Source organism: Nakamurella aerolata (assembly GCF_013002705.1).
GTDB classification, from domain to species: Bacteria; Actinomycetota; Actinomycetes; order Mycobacteriales; family Nakamurellaceae; genus Nakamurella; species Nakamurella aerolata.
In genome coordinates, this window is sequence record NZ_JABEND010000005.1 from 223928 (window position 1) to 243675 (window position 19748).

Annotated in this window: 17 protein-coding genes and 1 tRNA gene; 13 read left to right on the forward strand and 5 right to left on the reverse strand. The window is 70.0% G+C overall.

What is annotated here, in order from left to right; translation table 11 throughout:
- The first annotated feature begins 115 nt into the window (after positions 1 to 115).
- From fdh to nrfD, 3 genes are all read left to right on the forward strand, one after another.
- Positions 116 to 3481 carry a formate dehydrogenase gene (fdh, locus tag HKD39_RS10950; protein ID WP_281361882.1) on the forward strand — a complete coding sequence of 1122 codons (3366 nt, stop codon included), beginning with the start codon at positions 116 to 118 and terminating at the stop codon, positions 3479 to 3481.
- A 64-nt stretch (positions 3482 to 3545) separates the two neighbouring features.
- On the forward strand, positions 3546 to 4610 hold the full coding sequence (locus tag HKD39_RS10955) for a 4Fe-4S dicluster domain-containing protein (RefSeq protein WP_171199897.1): 1065 nt from the start codon (positions 3546 to 3548) through the stop codon (positions 4608 to 4610).
- Entirely contained in the window at positions 4607 to 5710 is a 1104-nt protein-coding gene (nrfD, locus tag HKD39_RS10960) for an NrfD/PsrC family molybdoenzyme membrane anchor subunit (protein ID WP_171199898.1), read from the forward strand. The genes HKD39_RS10955 and nrfD overlap by 4 nt, the downstream gene beginning before the upstream one ends.
- 85 nt (positions 5711 to 5795) lie before the next feature.
- On the opposite strand, the gene selD is transcribed toward nrfD, so the two are convergent.
- Positions 5796 to 6827 carry a selenide, water dikinase SelD gene (gene selD / locus HKD39_RS10965; protein ID WP_171199899.1) on the reverse strand — a complete coding sequence of 344 codons (1032 nt, stop codon included), beginning with the start codon at positions 6825 to 6827 and terminating at the stop codon, positions 5796 to 5798.
- Positions 6828 to 6919: 92 nt separating this feature from the next.
- Between selD and HKD39_RS10970 the strand changes: the two genes are divergently transcribed.
- The 10 genes from HKD39_RS10970 (at position 6920) to HKD39_RS11010 (ending at position 18032) form a co-directional block, all read left to right on the forward strand.
- A tRNA-Sec gene (locus tag HKD39_RS10970) sits at positions 6920 to 7015 on the forward strand.
- A gap of 81 nt (positions 7016 to 7096) precedes the next feature.
- Positions 7097 to 8497, forward strand: a complete 1401-nt coding sequence (gene selA / locus HKD39_RS10975) for an L-seryl-tRNA(Sec) selenium transferase (RefSeq protein ID WP_171199900.1) — start codon at positions 7097 to 7099, stop codon at positions 8495 to 8497.
- Entirely contained in the window at positions 8494 to 10374 is a 1881-nt protein-coding gene (gene selB, locus HKD39_RS10980) for a selenocysteine-specific translation elongation factor (protein ID WP_343074676.1), read from the forward strand. The genes selA and selB overlap by 4 nt, the downstream gene beginning before the upstream one ends.
- A gap of 411 nt (positions 10375 to 10785) precedes the next feature.
- On the forward strand, positions 10786 to 12717 hold the full coding sequence (gene dnaK / locus HKD39_RS10985; RefSeq protein WP_171199901.1) for a molecular chaperone DnaK: 1932 nt from the start codon (positions 10786 to 10788) through the stop codon (positions 12715 to 12717).
- Positions 12695 to 13354, forward strand: coding sequence for a nucleotide exchange factor GrpE (locus HKD39_RS10990; protein ID WP_171199902.1), 660 nt, complete (start codon positions 12695 to 12697; stop codon positions 13352 to 13354). The genes dnaK and HKD39_RS10990 overlap by 23 nt, the downstream gene beginning before the upstream one ends.
- A complete protein-coding gene (locus HKD39_RS10995; RefSeq protein WP_171199903.1) occupies positions 13354 to 14391 on the forward strand; it encodes a DnaJ C-terminal domain-containing protein in 1038 nt (345 codons plus the stop codon). Before HKD39_RS10990 ends, HKD39_RS10995 begins: the two co-directional genes overlap by 1 nt.
- Positions 14391 to 14909, forward strand: coding sequence for a chaperone modulator CbpM (locus HKD39_RS11000; RefSeq protein WP_171199904.1), 519 nt, complete (start codon positions 14391 to 14393; stop codon positions 14907 to 14909). The genes HKD39_RS10995 and HKD39_RS11000 overlap by 1 nt, the downstream gene beginning before the upstream one ends.
- 8 nt (positions 14910 to 14917) lie before the next feature.
- Positions 14918 to 17629 carry an ATP-dependent chaperone ClpB gene (clpB, locus tag HKD39_RS11005; RefSeq protein WP_171199905.1) on the forward strand — a complete coding sequence of 904 codons (2712 nt, stop codon included), beginning with the start codon at positions 14918 to 14920 and terminating at the stop codon, positions 17627 to 17629.
- Positions 17630 to 17660: 31 nt separating this feature from the next.
- On the forward strand, positions 17661 to 17786 hold the full coding sequence (locus tag HKD39_RS20065; protein WP_281361883.1) for a hypothetical protein: 126 nt from the start codon (positions 17661 to 17663) through the stop codon (positions 17784 to 17786).
- Between the two features lie 3 nt (positions 17787 to 17789).
- Complete coding sequence (locus HKD39_RS11010; protein WP_171199906.1) at positions 17790 to 18032, forward strand: ParB N-terminal domain-containing protein; 243 nt, start codon at positions 17790 to 17792, stop codon at positions 18030 to 18032.
- Between the two features lie 72 nt (positions 18033 to 18104).
- Here the strand turns inward: HKD39_RS11010 and HKD39_RS11015 are convergent, their stop codons facing one another.
- From HKD39_RS11015 to HKD39_RS18805, 4 genes are all read right to left on the reverse strand, one after another.
- Positions 18105 to 18542, reverse strand: coding sequence for a TA system VapC family ribonuclease toxin (locus tag HKD39_RS11015; RefSeq protein WP_171199907.1), 438 nt, complete (start codon positions 18540 to 18542; stop codon positions 18105 to 18107).
- On the reverse strand, positions 18523 to 18753 hold the full coding sequence (locus HKD39_RS11020; protein WP_171199908.1) for a hypothetical protein: 231 nt from the start codon (positions 18751 to 18753) through the stop codon (positions 18523 to 18525). The genes HKD39_RS11015 and HKD39_RS11020 overlap by 20 nt, the downstream gene beginning before the upstream one ends.
- A gap of 96 nt (positions 18754 to 18849) precedes the next feature.
- Positions 18850 to 19233: a DUF488 domain-containing protein gene (locus HKD39_RS11025; protein ID WP_171199909.1), complete on the reverse strand. Its 384-nt coding sequence runs from the start codon at positions 19231 to 19233 to the stop codon at positions 18850 to 18852.
- A 24-nt stretch (positions 19234 to 19257) separates the two neighbouring features.
- A complete protein-coding gene (locus HKD39_RS18805; protein ID WP_212754448.1) occupies positions 19258 to 19743 on the reverse strand; it encodes an MFS transporter in 486 nt (161 codons plus the stop codon).
- Positions 19744 to 19748: the final 5 nt, after the last annotated feature.

The window sequence follows — 19748 nt, forward strand, 5'->3', positions numbered from 1 at the left end:
TCCCAGCCCGGCCGGCGATGACACCCGGGGAGCAACCGCGCAAGCCGGACGACTCGGCCGGCGCGGGGTACGGCGTGCCGGTCGCGAAGCCAGCGCAGATGGCTAGACTGCGGTAATGGCGCGCAGGAGCTTCCTCCAGTGGCCGGTGCTGCGACAGTTCCGCTCCGGCGACGTGCTGGGCCGCGGTCCGGCGGTCACCAGCCCGCACACCCGCGCGCTCGAACCCCGCACCGCGACGGCCGACCGGGTGGTACAGAGCATCTGCCCGTACTGCGCCGTCGGCTGCGGGCAGAAGGTGTACGTCTCCGGCGAGAAGGTCGTCCAGATCGAGGGCGACGCCGACTCGCCGATCTCGCGTGGACGGTTGTGCCCCAAGGGTTCCGCCAGCGAACAGCTGGTGAATGCACCCGGCCGGCAGTACCAGGTGCGGTACCGGCCGCCACACGGCACGCAGTGGCAGTCGCTGGACAGGGACACCGCCATCGACATGATCGCCGACCGGTTCTTGGAGACCCGCAGGCGCACTTGGCAGGACACGGACGAGAGCGGCAGCCCGCTGCGTCGGACCTGGGGGGTCGCGTCGCTGGGCGGCGCCACCCTCGACAACGAAGAGAACTACCTGATCAAGAAGCTCTTCACCGCTGCCGGTGCGGTACAGATCGAGAACCAGGCGCGTATTTGACACTCCGCGACGGTTCCCGGTCTGGGGGCCTCGTACGGACGCGGCGGCGCTACGCAATCGTTGCAGGACATGGCCAATGCCGACTGCATCGTGCTGCAGGGCGGGAACATGGCAGAATGCCATCCCGTCGGTTTCCAGTGGGTCTCGGAAGCCAAAGCCCGTGGCGCCGTGGTGATTCACGTCGACCCGCGGTTCACCAGGACCTCGGCGGTGGCGGACAAGCACATCCCGATCCGCGCCGGCTCCGACGTGGTGCTGCTCGGCGCCGTGATCAACCATGTGATCAGCAACGACCTGTGGTTCCGCGAATACGTGCTGGCGTACACCAATGCCGCCACGTTGGTGAACCCCGACTTCCGCGACACCGAAGATCTGCACGGGCTGTTCTCCGGATTCGACCCGGAGACCGGCCACTACGACACCAGCACCTGGGCCTACGCCGACCCTGAGGGCGGCGGCATCGACCGTCCTGGCGGCCCCGACGAGCACGGAGCCGAGCAGTCCGATCGGGCGGCCGGGGAGGCGCACGGCAGCGGCGGTCCGTCGTTGGAGCACGCCAAGGTGGAGCGGGACGAAACGCTCACCGACCCGCGGACCGTCTTCCAGATCCTCAAGAAGCACTACGCGCGCTACACCCCGGAAATGGTGGAGCAGCTCTGCGGCATCAGCGCCGAAGACTTCGGCTACCTGGCGGACGCGGTGACCCGTAACTCGGGCCGCGACCGCACCACCTGTTTCGGGTACGCCACCGGCTGGACTCAGCACACCTTCGGTGCGCAGTTCATCCGCACCGCAGCGATTCTGCAGCTGCTGCTGGGCAACGTCGGCCGTCCCGGCGGCGGCATCATGGCGCTGCGCGGGCACGCCAGCATTCAGGGCTCGACGGACATCCCGACGCTGTTCAACCTGCTGCCCGGGTACCTGCCGATGCCGAGCGCCGGCCGGCACGACACCTTCACCGACTATGTGAACTCGGTCGGTTCGAAGAAGCAGAAGGGCTACTGGGCCGACGCCGACGCCTACGCGGTGAGCCTGCTGAAGGCCTGGTGGGGCGACAAGGCAACAGCCGAGAACGACTGGTGCTTCGACTATCTGCCCAGGCTGAACGGGCCGGCCGGCACCTATCAGACCACTGTCAGCATGTTGGCCGACGAGGTGGAGGGTTACTTCGTGCTCGGTCAGAACCCGGCGGTCGGATCGGCCAACGGCCGCCAGGCGCGGATGGCGATGAGCCACCTGAAGTGGCTGGTGGTCAGGGATCTCAACCTGATCGAATCCGCCACCTGGTGGCAGGACGGTCCCGAGATCGAGTCGGGTGAGCTGCGCACCGAAGACATCGGCACCGAGGTGTTCTTCCTGCCGGCGGCCACCCATGTGGAGAAGGCCGGATCGTTCACCCAGACGCAGCGGCTGCTGCAGTGGCGGCACAAGGCCATCGATCCGCCGGGCCAGTGCCAGAGCGATCTCGACTTCTTCTTCGAGCTGGGACAACGGATCAGGGCCAAGCTGGCCGATTCCGACGACCCGCGCGACCGCCCGTTGCTCGACCTGACCTGGGACTATCCGCTCGACGACGACGGCAACCCCGATCCGGAATCGGTGCTGGCCGAGATCAACGGGCGTCACCTGACCGGAGACAAGGCAGGGCAACCACTTTCGGCGTACACCGAGATGCGCGCCGACGGCAGCACCGAGGGCGGTTGCTGGATCTACACCGGGGTCTACGCCGACGGCATCAATCAGGCCGCGCGGCGGGTGCCAGGCGGCGGCCCGTCCCCCAGCCAGTCGGAGTGGGGTTGGGCCTGGCCCGCCGACCGCCGCATTCTGTACAACCGGGCGTCGGCCGACCCGGACGGTAAGCCGTGGAGCAAGCGCAAAAGCTACATCTGGTGGGACGCCGAGGCCGGCAAGTGGGTCGGCGACGACGTCCCCGACTTCCCCGTCGACCGGGCCCCGCACAGCATGCCGGACCCCGATCTCGGCGGCCCGGCGGCGCTCACCGGCGACGACCCGTTCATCATGCAGGCCGACGGAAAGGGTTGGCTGTATGCACCTTCCGGTCTGGTGGACGGTCCGCTCCCGACGCACTACGAGCCACAGGAATCGCCGGTGGCCAACAGCCTTTACCCGCAGCAGCAGAGCCCGGCACGGGTGATGTTCCCGCGGGAGGACAATCTGGACGCACCCAGCGCCGGCGACTTCGGTGTCGACGTGTACCCGTACGTCTTCACCACCTACCGGCTCACCGAGCACCACACCGCCGGCGGCATGAGCCGTTGGCTGCCCTACCTTTCGGAGCTGCAGCCGCAGATGTTCTGCGAGGTGTCGCCGCAGTTGGCCGCCGAACGTGGCCTGGTCAACGACGGCTGGGCGACGATCATCTCGCCGCGCGCCGCCATCGAGGCCAAGGTGCTGGTGAGCGAACGCATGACGCCGCTGTCGATCAACGGCCGCACCGTGCACCAGATCGGCCTGCCCTACCACTGGGGCGTCGGCGGCACCGACGCGATCGTCAGCGGCGACGCTGCCAACGACCTGATGGGCGTCACCCTCGACCCGAACACCCAGATTCAGGAGTCCAAGGCCGGTTCCTGTGACATCCAGCCGGGTCGCCGCCCGCGCGGGGAGGCGCTGCTGGAGCTGGTGCGGGAGTATCAGCAGCGGGCCAGGGTGACCGTCGAGACCGACAACATCCGCATCACCGACCCGGCACGCGAGATCATCGACCCGCCGCCGGCTTCCGATCCGCCGCCCCCGCCCGGTGCCGACGGCGACGAGCCGTGGGGGTCGCGATGGTGAACGGGACAACGCCGGACCCGCGCGTCGGGCCGAGCCAGCAACCTGACCACGGGAAGGTGCACTGATGGGACAGCTGTCTGGACCGACGGACCCGGCGGCCGACGCGCACTGGGACATCAACAAGCCCCGCAAGGGTTTCTTCACCGACACCTCGATCTGCATCGGCTGCAAGGCCTGCGAGGTGGCCTGTAAGGAGTGGAACCGCAACCCGCGGGACGGCGACCTCGAGCTGACCGGCATGTCGTACGACAACACGGTGGCGCTGGGCGCCAGCACCTGGCGGCACGTGGCCTTTGTCGAGCAGGGCCACGACGCCATCGAGCGGGCCCGCGAGTCCGGCGCGGCGCTGGTGTCGCTCGGCATGCCGGCGGTCCGGGGCGGCGGCAGCAGTGAAACCGTCACGGCCGCAACCGATACCGCTCCCCCTGACACCCCCGAGTTCCGCTGGCTGATGGCCTCGGACGTGTGCAAACACTGCACCCACGCCGGTTGCCTCGACGTGTGCCCCACCGGCGCGCTGTTCCGCACCGAGTTCTCGACCGTCGTGGTGCAGGCCGACGTCTGCAACGGCTGCGGCACCTGCGTCGCCGGCTGCCCCTTCGGGGTGATCGAACGCCGCAGTGACGGCACCGTCGAGCCGAAGACCAAGCGCGGCAACCAGAATGAGCAGCAGCCAGCCGCCATCGGAGCCAACCGCGGCGGCACGTCAGCGAAGTCGGCAAAAACGCAGGTGCCCAACGCCGGCATCGCGCAGAAGTGCACCCTGTGCTACGACCGGATGGTCGACGGCCAGACCCCCGCGTGCGCCAAGACCTGCCCAACAACGTCGATCAAGTACGGCGACCGGGCGGACATGGTGGCGCAGGCCAAGGAGCGCGTCGCGCAACTGCACGCCCAGGGCATGACGGAGGCCAGGCTGTACGGCGCCAACGACAACGACGGCGTCGGCGGCACCGGTTCGGTGTTCCTGCTGCTGGACGAACCCGAGGTGTACGGCCTGCCGCCGGACCCGCGGGTGCCCACCGCCGACCTGCCGCAGATGTTCAAGCGGGCCGGGCTGGCGGCCGCCGGAATGGTTGCGGCGGCGGCACTCTCGTTCGTCAAGAGCTCACTGCGGGGGCGCCGGTGAGCGTCTCGGAGTTCGACAGCCTGCGCCCGCCGGAACCGGCCGGCGGCAAGCGCGCCAAGCGGCGCCGTCGCTCCGGCGGCGGTGCCCGCAGCTGGCTAGGCCGCGGCGCCGACGGCGGCCGGGACATGCCGGTGGTGCCCGACGCGCAGTTCACCTCGTACTACGGCAAGCCGGTGGTCAAGCCGGCGCCGTGGGGCGAAGAGGTTGCTGCCTACCTGTTTCTCGGCGGCGTCGCCGGCGGGTCGGGACTGCTGGCGGCCGGCGGGCAGCTGACCGACCGGCCGAAGCTGCGGCGCAACGCCAGGCTGTCGGCGCTGGCCGCCGTCGGGCTCGGCGGCGTCGCGCTGGTGAAAGACCTCGGTCGGCCCGAACGCTTCCTGAACATGCTGCGCACCGTCAAGCTGACCTCGCCGATGAGCCTGGGCTCGTGGATCCTTTCCGCGTTCAGCGCCGGCGCCGGGGTGGCCGCCGCCAACGAGATCGACCGGATGACCGGTGACAGGTTGCCGCTGGGCCCGCTGCGAAAGGTGTTGCGGGCCTTGGAGAAACCCGCGGGGATCGAGGCCGCGGTGTTCGCCACCCCGCTGGCCGCGTACACCGCTGTGCTGTTGGCCGACACCGCCACCCCGACCTGGAACGAGGCGCGCCAAGACCTGCCGTTCGTGTTCGTCAGCTCGGCCAGCCTGGCTTCCGCCGGACTGGCCATGGTGACCACCCCGGTGGCCGAAACCGGCCCGGCACAACGGCTTGCGGTGCTCGGCGTGATCGGCGACGTCACCGCCAGCCGGTTGATGCACCGCCGAATGGACCCGGTCGCCGCGGAACCGCTGCACCACGGCAAGGCCGGGACGATGCTGCGCTGGAGCGAGGGTCTGGCCATCGCCGGCGGTATCGGCACGCTGCTCGGCGGCCGCAAACGCCCGGTCGCTGTTGCCTCGGGGCTGGCACTGCTGGCCTCGTCGGTGCTCACCCGGTTCGGCATTTTCGAGGCCGGCATCGAGTCGGCCAAGAACCCGAAGTACACCATCGAGCCGCAGCGTCGCAGGCTCGCCGCCCGCCGGGCGGCCGGCATCACCGACGACTCCATCACCACGGCCTGACAGCCTCCGGCGCCGGCGACGTTTCCTGGCCGAGGCGCTGGACGCCGAGTTACTGCCGGCTAGCGCACCGCGATGTTACTGCCGGCTAGCGCACCGCGATCGCAGCGTCGCCGGCCGGGGCGGTGTGGCCGATCACCGGGTAACCGGGCACCTCCCCCACCACCAGCAGGCCGCCTGAGGTTTGCGCGTCGGCGAGCAGCAGCAGCTCGTCCTCGGTGATGCCGAGCGCCGCCGTCAGGTGCGGGCGGACCCAGTCGAGGTTGCGGCGGGTGCCGCCGGAGATGTACCCGTCCCGCAGCGCGTCTCTGGCCTCGGCGAGCACCGGAACGGCAGCGCTGTCCAGCACCGCACCGACCCCGGAGGCGCGGCACAGCTTGTACAGGTGCCCGAGCAGACCGAAGCCGGTGACGTCGGTCGCCGCCCGCGCCCCGGCCGCGAGCGCGGCCGCCGCCGCGGTGTCGTTCAGCTCGGTCATGGTCTCGACGGCAGCGGCGAAGTACTCACCGGTCTGCTTGTGCCGGTTGTTCAACAGCCCGACGCCGATCGGTTTGGTGAGGGTGAGCGGCTGGCCCGGTGCGGCGGCATCGTTGCGCAGCAACGCATCCGGGTCGGCGGTTCCGGTCACCGCCAGGCCGTACTTGGGTTCCGGATCGTCGATGGAGTGGCCACCGATCAGCGGGCAGCCGGCCTGCTCGGCCACCGCCAACCCCCCGCGCAGCACCTCGGTGAGCAACTCCATCGGCAGCACCTCGCGCGGCCAGCCCACCAGGTTGATGGCAACGACAGGGCGGCCGCCCATGGCGTAGATGTCCGACAGCGCGTTGGCCGCGGCGATGCGTCCCCAGTCGTAGGCGTCGTCCACCACCGGGGTGAAGAAGTCCGCGGTGGACAGCACCGCAAGCGGCGTCGCTCCCGCCACGGCGACCCGTACCGCCGCGGCGTCGTCCCCGTCGTCCAGCCCGACCAGCACGCCCGGCCCGGCCTGGCCGGTGAGCCCGCGCACCGCGTCCTCCAACTCGCCCGGCGGAATCTTGCACGCGCAGCCGCCGCCGTGGGCGAACTGGGTGAGCCGCGGGGCGGTGCTCCGGGCGGGGCCAGCGGGAACAGAGGTGGTCACGCCGCGAGTGTAGGGGCCGGCGTCGGCCCGGAGTGTCGCGAACGTGGCGCCCGATCACTCGACGTCCAGCACTGGCATACATTGGCGCGCAGGGAGGCGTCTGGGTTCCTGGTGGTCCCCCCGGTCTTCAACACCGGTGAGGTCGAGCAGCTCGATCTGGCGGGTTCGATTCCCGTCCGCCTCCGCCAACCAGCTCAGCGCGGTGTCAGCACACCGTGCGACAGCGGTGTCACACCGTGGGACACCGGCGCACACGTCAGGAGGTGCAGGTGAGCAGCTCGGCCGATCCGCGGCGCGAGATCCCGCGCACCGACCAGCTGCTCGCGCACCCGCAGCTGCGCGCGGCGGCCGCCGACCTCGGGGCCGACGCCGTCCGGCAGCTGGTGCACGCCGCCCAGCAGTCCGCCCGGCAGGGCCGGCTCGCCCCCGGCGCGGTGACCGACGCGGTGCTGAGCGCAGCGGGAGAGGCCATGGCGAACAAGGCTTCTCGCCCCGGAGGGCTGACGCCGGTGCTCAACGCTACCGGGGTGGTGGTGCACACCAACCTCGGCAGGGCTCCGCTGTCGGCCGCCGCGACAGCGGCACTGACAACGGCCGCCGGCTACGTCGACGTCGAGCTCGATCTGGACACCGGCACCCGTTCCGGGCGCGGCACCGCGGCCAGGCAGGCACTGCTTCACGCCTGCCCGGCGGCAGCGGCCGCGCTGGTGGTGAACAACGGCGCTGCCGCGCTGCTGCTGGCCACCACGGCGCTGGCCGCCGGCCGCGAGGTGGTGGTCAGCCGGGGTGAGCTGATCGAGATCGGGGCGGGTTTCCGGCTCCCCGACCTGATCGAGTCGACCGGAGCCAGGCTCCGCGAGGTGGGCACCGCCAACCGCACCCACCCGCGCGACTACGCCGCGGCCATCGGCCCCGACACCGGCTGCCTGCTCAAGATCCATCCGAGCAACTTCCGCGTCAACGGCTTCACGGCCGAGGCGACCATCGCCGACCTGAGGCCGTTGGCCACCGAGCGTGGCGTCCCGTTGATCGCCGATCTCGGCTCCGGGCTGCTGCGCCCTGATCCGCTGTTGCCGGACGAACCGGACGCCGACACCGCGCTGACCGCCGGTGCCGACCTGGTGATCGCCAGTGGTGACAAGCTGCTGGGCGGTCCGCAGGCCGGGCTGCTGCTGGGCCGCGCCGACCTGATCGACCGGCTGGCCCACCATCCCCTGGCCAGGGCGGTGCGCGCCGACAAGCTCGCCCTTGCCGCCCTGACCGCCACCCTCACCGACGGTGCCGGCACCCCGACCTGGCAGGCCCTGCACGCCGACCCCGAGGTGCTGCGCCGGCGCACCGAAGCCCTCGCTAAAGCCGTTGGCGCGCCGGTAGTTCCGCATGACGGCAGGGTCGGCGGGGGTGGCGCCCCCGGGGTGCCGCTGGCCGGTTGGGCGGTGCAACTGCCGCCAGCCGCCGCCCCGGCACTGCGCACCGCGCAGCCCGCCGTGCTGCCTCGAGTGCACCATGGCCGTTGCCTGATCGATCTGCGCTGCATCCCGGCGGCCGACGACGCCAGGTTGCTGGCCGCGGTCCGGTCCGCGGTGGCGGCCGCAGGCCACCCGGTGGCCGAGGCGGGTTTGCCCGTTGTCGCCGCGGACTCCGGCAGCACGGCGCCGGCCGAGGCGTGACCGGTCCGCTGACGCCGGCTGTGGTCGCCACCGCCGGGCATGTCGATCACGGCAAGAGCAGCCTGGTCAGGGCGCTCACCGGGATCGAGCCGGACCGCTTGGCCGAGGAGCACCGCCGCGGGCTCACCATCGACCTGGGTTTCGCCTGGACGGCGTTGCCGTCCGGCCGCTCGGTGGCGTTTGTCGATGTTCCTGGGCACCAACGCTTCATCGGCAACATGCTGGCCGGGCTCGGCCCCGCGCCGGTGGTGCTGTTCGTGGTGGCCGCCGACGAGGGCTGGCAGGCCCAGTCCACCGATCACCTGGACGCGGTGCGGGCGTTGGGCATCGCCGACGGGCTGCTGGTGATCAGCAAGGTGGATCGGGTGGACGACGGTGGCGCCGCGGCGCTGGCCCAGGCCCGCGGCGAGCTGGCCGGCTCACCGCTCGCCGACGTCGAGGCGGTCGCCGTCTCCGCCGTCACCGGAGCCGGTCTCGACGAGCTGCTGCGCGAGCTCGACACCGTGCTGGCCGGCACGAAGGCGCCACCACCCGACGCCCGCGTCCGACTGTGGGTGGACCGGGCATTCTCGTTGCGCGGGACCGGAACCGTCGTCACCGGAACACTGACGGACGGCACCGTGCGGACCGACGATCAGCTGTGGTTGTCCGGCGCGGGCGGCCGGCCACAGCGGGTCACCGTCCGTTCCCTGCAGAGCGGGCAACAGCGGTTCGCCGAGCTCACCGGCGTCCGCCGTGCCGCGGTCAACCTCCGCGGGACATCGGCCGACCACGTCACCAGGGGCGACGCGCTGGTCACCCCCGGCGCCTGGCCCAGTACCGGGCAGCTTGACGTCCGGCGCTCCAGCGGACCGCAGCTCACCGACTTGCCCGAACAACTCGTCGTGCATGTCGGCACCGCCGCGGTACCCGCCAGAATGCGCCCGTTCGACGACCAGCACGCCAGGGTGCGATTGGACCGCAGCCTGCCACTGGTGGTGAGCGACCGGGTCGTGCTGCGCGATCCGGGCACCCGGCGCATTGCCGGCGCGGTGGTACTGGACGCCGATCCCCCGGCGCTGCACCGCCGCGGCGCCGGGCAGCGGCGCTCGATCGCCCTGTCCGGCATGCCGATCGGCGGTGATGTCGGCACCGAGGTGGCACGGCGGGGCGCGGTACCGGTGGCCGCCCTGCGGCGGCTGGGCATCCACCTGCCACAGCGCCCCGACGGGGTGCCGTTGCCCGACGGGGTGCTGCAGCGCAATGGCTGGCTGCTGCACGTTGACGCCCACGCCGGCTGGCAACGGCGGCTGCGCACCGCGGTAACCGGGTTGATCGAGCGAGACCCGTTGTCGCCAGGGCTTTCTCGGGCTGCGGCCCGCCGCGTGCTGGCGGAGCCGTCAGCACCGTCCGGTCCCCCGATCGCCGCGCTGCCTGCGGATTTCCCCGATGTCCTGCTTGACCAGTTGGCCACCGACGCAGGCTTGAGCAGCTCGGACGGGCGGTTTCGTCTGCCCGGCACCGACGCCCTGCCGCCGGAGGTCGACGCCGCGGTAGCGGTTCTGCGGCAACGACTCTCGACCACACCGTTCGCCGCGCCGGACGCCGACGAGCTGGCCGGCCTCGGCTTGGGCAGCCGCGAGCTGGCCGTCGCCGAACGGCTGGGACGTGTGCTGCGGTTGCCCGATCCGAGCGGCGGGGTGGTGGTGTTGCTGCCGACGGCGCCGGCGCTGGCGATGCGGGAGCTTGCTGGCCTTCCGCAGCCGTTCACCGCCGCGCAGGCCCGCACCGCCCTGCACACCAGCCGTCGGGTGACCATCCCGCTGTTGGAGCACCTGGACCAGCGCGGGTGGACCAGGCGGGTGACCGACAACCTCCGCGAGGTGCGTGCCCGGTGATCCGGCGACCGCTGCTGTGCGGCGGGTTTGGCGGCGGCGGACGGGACTGTGGCGGACGGGGCGGCCGGGCTGCGGGGCTGCTGTTGCGACCACCAGAGCAAACTGTCATGGTGAACAGGAATCGATTCCGGCAGTTCCCCGGCTGCCGCCGCCGCTGGGCGCACGAGTAGCGTCGAGGTTGCGGTAACGGGCCGCCGGATCGTCCGGCGGAGCTGCTCGTGGAGCAAATCCGTTACCTGGCAACAGCTTTGCGATTGCAGTGCAGCAGGCCACCTGGTGGTTGCCTGTGTGAGGTGTGGTTGAGGTGCGGAGTCGCATCCGGGTCCAGCAATGGCACCCGCAGCCCGCGAGGAAGCGCCTCGGCCCGTAGACACCCGGTGAACAACCGGCTCAACGGAGGAAGGCGACGCGATGGCCAAGGCAGTCGGAATCGATCTGGGAACCACCAACTCCGCGGTGGCAGCCACCATGGAAGGTGGCAGGGCGGAAATCATTGCGAACGCCGAGGGCGGCAGGACCACCCCGTCGGTGGTTGCCTTCACCGACGACGGCCAGCGGCTGGTCGGGCAGGTGGCGCGTCGGCAGGCGATCCTGAACCCGGACGCCACGGTCTATTCGGCCAAGCGGTTCATCGGCCGCAAGTGGGGCGAGGTCGACGACGAGTCGAAGGCCGTCCCCTACGAGGTGGACAAGGGCAACGGCGACGCCGTCCGGTTCAAGGTCCGCGGCCGAGAGTACGCGCCGGAGGAGATCTCGGCGCTGGTGCTCCGCAAGTTGGCCGAGGACGCCAGCAAGTTCTTGGGCGAGAAAGTGACAGAGGCCGTCATCACCGTTCCGGCCTACTTCAACGACGCCCAGCGCCAGGCCACCAAGGACGCCGGCAAGATCGCCGGCCTCGAGGTGCTCCGCATCATCAACGAGCCGACCGCAGCGGCGCTGGCCTACGGACTGGAGAAGAAGGGCGCTGAGACCGTCCTGGTCTACGACCTCGGCGGTGGCACCTTCGACGTGTCCATCCTCGACGTCGGCGACGGCGTCGTCGAGGTCCGCTCCACCAGCGGCGACGGGCACCTTGGCGGCGACGACTTCGACAAGCGGATCGCCGACTGGCTGGCCGACGAGTTCAAGAAGGACACCGGCGTCGACCTGCGCAACGACCCGCAGGCGCTGCAGCGGCTGTACGAGGCGGCGGAGAAGGCGAAGGTGGAGCTGTCGCAGACCACCACCACCACCATCAACCTGCCGTTCATCACCGCGGACGCCTCCGGGCCCAAGCACCTGAACATCGAGCTGACCCGCAGCAAGTTCGACCAGCTCACCAAGGATCTGGTGGAGCGCACCCGCGGACCGGTCGAGCAGGCGCTGTCCGACGCCAAGATGACGGCCAACGACATCGACGAGGTGATCCTGGTCGGCGGCTCCACCCGCATTCCCGCGGTGCAGGAGCTGGTACGCCGGCTCACCGGCGGCAAAGACCCGAACATGTCGGTGAACCCGGACGAGGTGGTCGCCATCGGCGCCGCGCTGCAGGCCGGCGTCCTCAAGGGCGAGGTGGAAGACGTCGTGCTGCTCGACGTCACTCCGCTCTCGCTCGGCCTGGAGACCATGGGCGGCGTGATGACCAAGGTCATCGACCGCAACACCACCATCCCGGCCCGCCGCACCGAGACCTTCTCCACCGCTGAAGACAACCAGACCGCCGTCGATGTGGTGGTGCTGCAAGGTGAACGCGAGATGGCCGCGGACAACCGGCAGCTGGCCCGCTTCCGGCTGGAAGGCATCCGGCCGGCGCCGCGCGGCACCCCGCAGATCGAGGTCACCTTCGACACCGACGCCAACGGCATCCTGAACGTCTCGGCCAAGGACAAGGACACCGGCGCCGAGCAGAAGGTGGAGATCACCGAGTCGGCCAACCTGATGACCGACGAGATCGATCGGATGGTGAAGGACGCCCAGGACAACGCCGCCCAGGACAAGGAGCGGCGCGGCGAGATCGACGCCCGCAACGAGCTCGACTCGTTGGTGTACTCCGCCGACCAGCTGGTGAACCAGCTGTCCGACAGCCTGCCGGTGCACGAGAAAGCCCGTGCCGAGCAACAGATCTCGGACGCCCGCAAGGCCGTCGAGGACAAGGTCGGACTGGACAAGATCCGCCCGCTGACGGCTGATCTGCAGCAGCTGCTGCAGAGCCTGCCAGCGGCGGCCAGGTCGAACGCCGATGCCGGCGGCGCCGACGGCGCGGCGGGTGCTGCCGGCCAGCAGGGCGCCGGTGGCACCCGGGGCGGTGGCCAGGCTTCCGGTGACGATGACGAGGTCGTTGATGCCGATTTCACCAAGGAGTGACGCCGGCGGCGGTCAGCAGTCCGATCCCGGCAACGGCACCCAGGGCGCACCCAGCGCCCAGGGCGCCGCTGCCGACGGATCGGCTGCGTCCGCCGGACCGCAGAATCCCCAACCCACCGGCCGGCCGGGCACCGACGCTGCCGGCGCGGCCCAGCCGAATGGCGCGGCCCAGCCCGCGGCGGACCAGTCCGCCGAGATCGCCAAGCTGCGCACCGAGCTGGCCCAGACCAAAGATCGCTACCACCGGGCGCTGGCGGACCTGGACAACTACCGCAAGCGCACCCAGGGCGACGGCGACCGGCGCGCGGCGGCGGCCCGCGACGATCTGCTGCGGCAATGGCTGGACGCGCTGGACAGCGTGGAACGGGCATTGACCATGGAGCCCAACGATCCCGGGCTGACCGCCGTGCTTGCCCAGATGGACACCATCCTGGCTCGCAACGGGGTGCAGCGACTGCCGGGTGCCGGCCAGCCGTTCAACCCCGAGTACCACGAGGCGATCGCGGTGCAGCCGTCGGCGGAGGTGCCGGACCAGACCGTGCTGAACGTGGCCAGGTCCGGCTTCGCCGCCGACGACGGCAAAGTGCTGCGCACCGCGCAGGTTGTGGTGTCCAAGCGTCCGGCGGACGGGTCCTGATGGCAGTCGGTTACCGCGACTACTACGACATCCTCGGTGTCCCAAGGGATGCCAGCGCCGACGACATCCGCACCGCGTACCGCAAGCTGGCCCGCAAGAACCACCCCGACGTCAACAAGGATCCCGGCGCCGAAGACCGGTTCAAGGACATCTCCGAGGCGTACGAGGTGTTGCGCGACCCGGAGAAGCGTGAGCTGTACGACCGGCTCGGGCCGAACTGGCGGCAGGGGCAGGACGTCGCCGGTGCGCAGGGCTTCCGGGGCGGGCCTGGCGGTCAGGGCGGCACCTACTCCAGCCCGTACGGCGACGTGCAGTTCGACTTCGGCGGCGGCGGACCTGGCGGCGGCGCCGATTTCAGTGATTTCTTCGAGAGCCTGTTCGGTGGTGGCGGCGGCGGTCCGCGCGGCTTCGGCGGCGGGTTCGGCGGCGGCGCTGGTTACGCCAACCGGCCGCGGCGCGGCGCCGATCACGAGGCCGAGCTGGACGTCACGCTGCCGGAGGCGGCGGCCGGCGGCAAGCGCCGGTTCACCCTGTCGGACGGCAAGAGCTACAACGTCACCATCCCCAAGGGCGTCCGCGACGGGCAGCGCATCCGGCTGGCCGGCGAGGGCGGCCCAGGCATGGACGGCGGCCCGGCCGGCGACCTGTTCCTTCGGGTGCATCTGTTGCCGCACAAGGACTTCCACCTCGACGGCAAAAACCTGCGGGTGGACGTGCCGATCAGCCCGTCGCAGGCCGCGCTCGGCGCCCAGGTGACGGTGCCGACGCTGACCGGTTCGGCCAAGGTCCGGGTGCCGGCCGGCTCGTCCAGCGGACGTCAACTGCGATTGCGCGGAGAGGGCATGCCCACCACCAAAGGTGCCGCCGGCGACCTGCTGGCCCGGCTGCAGATCGTGGTGCCCAAGCACCTCAGCGACCGCGAACGCGAACTGTACGAACAACTCGCGGCGGCGTCCGGCGAGACCTCAGGGACCGGCGCCAGCGGTTCTGGTTCTGGTTCTGGGACAACGGGTTCGACCGGGACGGGAGGTCAGTGATGAGCCAGCCACCGCGTGTGCAACGGCACTACCGCCTGTCGATCCGTGATCTCAGCCCCGAGGGCCGGCCGCTGGTCACCATCGAGATGCTGGCAGTTGAGTCCGGCCTGCACCCCGAGTTGGTGCAGCGGCTGATTGCGCTCGGCGCCCTTGAACCCGTAGGCGGCACCAGCTCTCAGCCCCGCTACCCGCGGGACGCCGCCGCGATCCTTGCCCGGATTGTGCGGCTGCGCGGCGACCTCGGCCTCAACTACGCAGGGGCCCTGCTGGCCAACGAGTTGCTCTCGCGCATTCAGCTGCTGGAACGCCAGCTCCGGCTGCAGCCGCCCGACACCGATGCGCCCGACACCGAAGCGGAGGCCGGCGAGATCACCGACTCCGACGCCGACGCCCACCAGGGCGCTGCCCAACAAGATGCAGCCCAACAAGATTCAGCCCAACAAGATTCAGCCCAACAAGATTCAGCCCAACAAGAATCAGCCAAGCAAGGTTCTGCTCAGCCCGATCCTGAGAGGTGACGAGTCCGATGGCACCCAGCCAACTCACCGAGAAGAGTCAGCAGGCCATTCACGACGCGCAGACCATCGCGCTGCGCTACGGCGCGAGTGAGCTGACCGTTGAGCAGTTGCTGCTGGCGCTGCTGGACCAGCCGGACGGGCTGATCCCCCGGCTGCTGGAGCGCGACGGTGTCGATGTCTCGGGGTTGCGCCGCGGCCTTGAGTCCTACCTGCAGCGGCAGCCAAAGGTGAGCGGCGCGTCCGGCCAGATCGGCCCGTCCCGCCAGCTCTCCGAGGTGCTGGCCAATGCCGGCGAGCAGGCAGAACGCCTCAAGGATGAATACATCTCGGTCGAGCACCTGCTGCTGGCCATCATCGGCACCGGCAGCCGCACCGAGGCCGGGCGGCTGCTGTCGCAGGCCGGCGTCACCGCCGACAAGGTGCTGAACTCGCTCACCGAGGTGCGCGGGAATCAGCGGGTGACCAGCTCGAACCCTGAGGCCGGGTACGAGGCGTTGGAGAAGTACGGCCGCGACCTGGTCGCCGCCGCCCGCGAGGGCAAGATGGACCCGGTGATCGGCCGCGACGCCGAGATCCGCAGGGTGATCCAGATTCTGTCCCGCAAGACCAAGAACAACCCGGTGCTGATCGGCGAACCCGGCGTCGGTAAGACCGCCATCGTCGAGGGCCTTGCGCAGCGCATCGTCCGCGGCGATGTCCCAGAAGGCCTGCGCGACAAGACAATCTGGGCGCTGGACATGGGCGCGCTGGTGGCCGGCGCCAAGTACCGCGGCGAGTTCGAGGAGCGGCTGAAGGCCGTTCTGAACGAGGTGAAGAGCGCCGACGGCCGCATCCTGCTGTTCATCGACGAGCTGCACACCGTTGTCGGCGCCGGCGGCGGCGACGGCTCGATGGACGCCGGGAACATGCTCAAGCCGATGCTGGCCCGCGGCGAGCTGCACTGCATCGGTGCCACCACCCTGGACGAGTACCGCAAGTACATCGAGAAAGATCCGGCGCTGGAGCGCCGCTTCCAGCCGGTGATGGTGGACCAGCCGACCGTCGAAGACACCATCTCCATCCTGCGTGGGCTGCGGGAGCGGTTCGAGGTGCACCACGGCGTGCGCATCACCGACGCGGCCCTGGTGGCCGCCGCGATCCTGTCCGACAGGTACATCAGCGATCGATTCTTGCCGGACAAGGCCATCGACCTGGTGGACGAGGCCTGCGCCGTGGTGCGCACCGAGATCGACTCCATGCCAGCAGAACTCGACCAGACCACCCGCAGGGTGATGCAGCTGGAGATCGAAGAAGCGGCGCTGCAGAACGAGTCTGATCAGCCCAGCCAGGATCGGCTCAAGGCGCTGCGCAAGGAGCTGTCCGAGCTGCGCTCGCAGGCCGATGCCATGTCGGCGCAATGGGAATCGGAGCGACGCGGCATCCGCAAGCTGCAGGACCTGCGCACCGAGATCGAGCAGGTGCGGCATCAGATCGAGGAAGCCGAGCGCAACTACGACCTGAACAAGGCCGCCGAGCTGCGGCACGGCAAGCTCCCCGAGTTGGAGCGCCGACTCGACGGCGAGCAGGAGCGGCTGGACGAAAAGTCCGGCGACAGCAGGCTTTTGCGGGAAGAGGTGACGGCAGGCGAGATCACCGAAATCGTCGCAAGGTGGACCGGCATCCCGGTGGCCCGGCTGCAGGAGGGCGAGCGGCAGAAGCTGCTGCGGCTGGACGAGGTGCTGGCCGAGCGGGTGATCGGCCAGTACAACGCCGTGCACCTGGTGGCCGACGCGGTGATCCGGGCGCGTTCCGGGGTGAAAGATCCGCGGCGCCCGATCGGCTCGTTCCTGTTCCTCGGGCCGACCGGCGTCGGCAAGACCGAGCTGGCCAGGGCGCTCGCCGCCTCGTTGTTCGACTCGGAAGACAACATCATTCGGCTCGACATGAGCGAGTACCAGGAGCGGCACACCGTCAGCCGGCTGACCGGCGCTCCCCCCGGGTACGTCGGCTACGAGGAGGGCGGGCAACTCACCGAACAGGTGCGCCGCAAGCCGTACTCGGTGGTGCTCTTCGACGAGATCGAGAAGGCGCACCCGGATGTGTTCAACGCGCTGCTGCAGATTCTGGACGACGGCCGGCTCACCGATTCCCAGGGCCGCACCGTCGATTTCCGCAACTGCGTGATCATCATGACGTCGAACATCGGCGCCATGTACCTGCTGGAAGACGGCGTGAACTCCGAGGGTGAGATCACCGAGGAGGCCCGCGACAAGGTGATGGGCGACCTGCGCGCGCACTTCCGCCCTGAGTTCTTGAACCGGATCGACGACATCATCCTGTTCACCCCGCTGACGCTGCCGGAGATCGAGCGGATCGTCGACCTGCTGGTCTCCGACGTGCGAAAGCGGTTGTCGGAACGCAGGATCACCCTCGAGGTGACGCCCTCCGGACGCGAGTTCATCGCCCGCGAGGCCTACGACCCGGTCTACGGCGCCCGCCCGCTACGCCGCTACATCACCCACGAGGTGGAGACCAAGATCGGCCGGGCGCTGCTCGGCGGCGACATCGAGGATGGCTCCACCATCTACCTGGACGCCGCCGACGGCGAGCTGCAGGTGCGCTGGGAGGCACCATCCGGAGACTCCGACGACGGCGCGTCCAACGACTCCGACGGCCCCGACCGCGACAAGGACAAGCGCGACAAGCGCAAGGACAGCAAGGGCGACAAGGGCGCTGCCTGACGCTCCAGTGGTCCACATCCGCTGGCAGCAGGTGGCCGACCCCGAGGCGTACGTGCGCGCCGTACTGCGGAATGAGGCGCCCGACATCCCTGCGTCCAAGCTCGCCGGCCGGTGGCGACAGACCGAAATCGCCGACACCGCACTGGAAGTCGACTAGCGAATGATCGCCGAACACGACGCGAATCCGGTCCATCAGGCGCGCCGGGACACCTTCGTCGCACTCATCCTCGACGGCGGACCGATTCCACCGTTGATCGCGCTCGGGACCCGCCACTACCTCGTCGACGGATACGCCAGGCTCCGAGCCGCCCGCCGGTTGGGAGTGCCAACCGTCGATGTCATCGTGCAGCTCACCCACCCGGCGAGCACAACCGTTTCCGCACAGCACACCCGTTCCAGCTGACCGAAACGGTTGTGACGTACCAATAGGTGTGTGCTCGCGACGGCCGTCGTGACCACCGGCGTCCCGTGACACTCAGCTCAGGGTGCGCACCAGCGCTTGGTCACCGGCGTCGAGTATCTGGCTGATCCTCGCGTCGAAGGTGACCAGCCGTGCCGAGTGCCGGGCAGCGAGATTGACCAGATGCAAATCCGGCACCTGCCGATACCCGCGCAGCCCGACAAGGTCGATACGCGGGTCGGCAAGTGACGAGTCGTCGGGCAGGAAGATGGCGCGTGGGTGCTCCCGGAGCGACCGCAGCGACGCCAGCGCAGCTGCTGGGTTCGCTGCCGGCACCACGGCTGGGTTGAGAGCCACGCGCACCAGGCCGGATTCCGTCAGCGGCGTCGTCGCAAAACTGCTGACCTCGACACACCAGTGCTGCGCCGCCCGGTGGTGCACATGGTCCGGGTGCAAGGGTGCCACCAGCACATTGACGTCTGGCAACTCCGTCTCAGTCGTCGAGAGCGGCATCCATCACCATCTCGTCGGTGACGACGCGGCCTGAGACAGACGGCAACAGGACCAACCCGTGCGTCGACGCGGCCGATGGCGAGGCGAGACTACTAAGCCCCGCCAGAGCCATGGCCGACACCGCCTCGCCAAGACTGACGTGCGTGCCGGCGTGCACGCTGGCACGAGCCGCGGCGAGCACGCGCGGGTCGATATCCAGTGTTGTCCGCATGCTTTCCAGCCTACGGCGTCACGCATCACCTACCGCCGACACCGCTCGCGGCACGAATCCCGGCGGTGCCGTTGCGACAACCTACGCGGCCACCGCTCAGTCGCGGCTGCCCCGCAGCACGTCCAGCAGCACCTGAGCCTCGCTGATGGCTGGGTCTTTGGTGGCGGTGATCAGGGTGAGTGGCCCGCCGGAGGCCCACGCCCGCAACTGTGTCAACGCCTCGGCGCGCTCGGAGTCACCGGTCAGCTCGGCGCGGTACCGCTGGGCGAACTCGTCGAACTTGGCCGGATCGTGCCCGTACCACTCGCGCAATTCGGTGGACGGGGCAATCTGCTTGAGCCAGTCGCTCAGGTCGGCGCGCTGCTTGCTGACCCCACGCGGCCACAGCCGATCGACCAGCACCCTGCGGCCGTCACTGGGTTCGGCTTCGGCATAGGCACGCTTGATCTTGACGTCAAATCCGTTGGGCTGCGCTGTCATTGCCTCATTCTCACGCTCTGAACGTCAGGTGGCGATCGGAACCGGATCATCACCACCACCGCTGCGGCGCGGCGCTCGTCCCGTCACCAGCGTCAAGAGCAGCCCGCAGGTCGTCAGACCGGCCGCGACCAGAAAGATGGGTCGAGGGCCCGCGGCCGAGTCGGCGATCAGCCCACCGACCAGCCCGGCAAAGGCCGCGGCCAGTTGATAGCCGGACGCGTTCACCGCCATCGCCAGGGCTGGGGCACCCGCAGCGGCCGCCATCACCCGCGCCTGCATGCCCGGGATGATCGCAAAGCCGAGGAATCCCACCACCAACACCACCAGCACCGTCAAGGTGGCGGACGTGGCGACGAACCAACTGGCGGCCAGCGCGACAGCCAACAGCCCCAGCAGGAATGGCTGAAACAGCCGCGGGCTTCGGTCGTACAGCGCGCCACCAGCCAGGTTCCCGATCGTGGACGAGTAGCAGCATCGGCAGCCTGCTGCCAGGGTGCCCCGCCACGTCAGTGAGC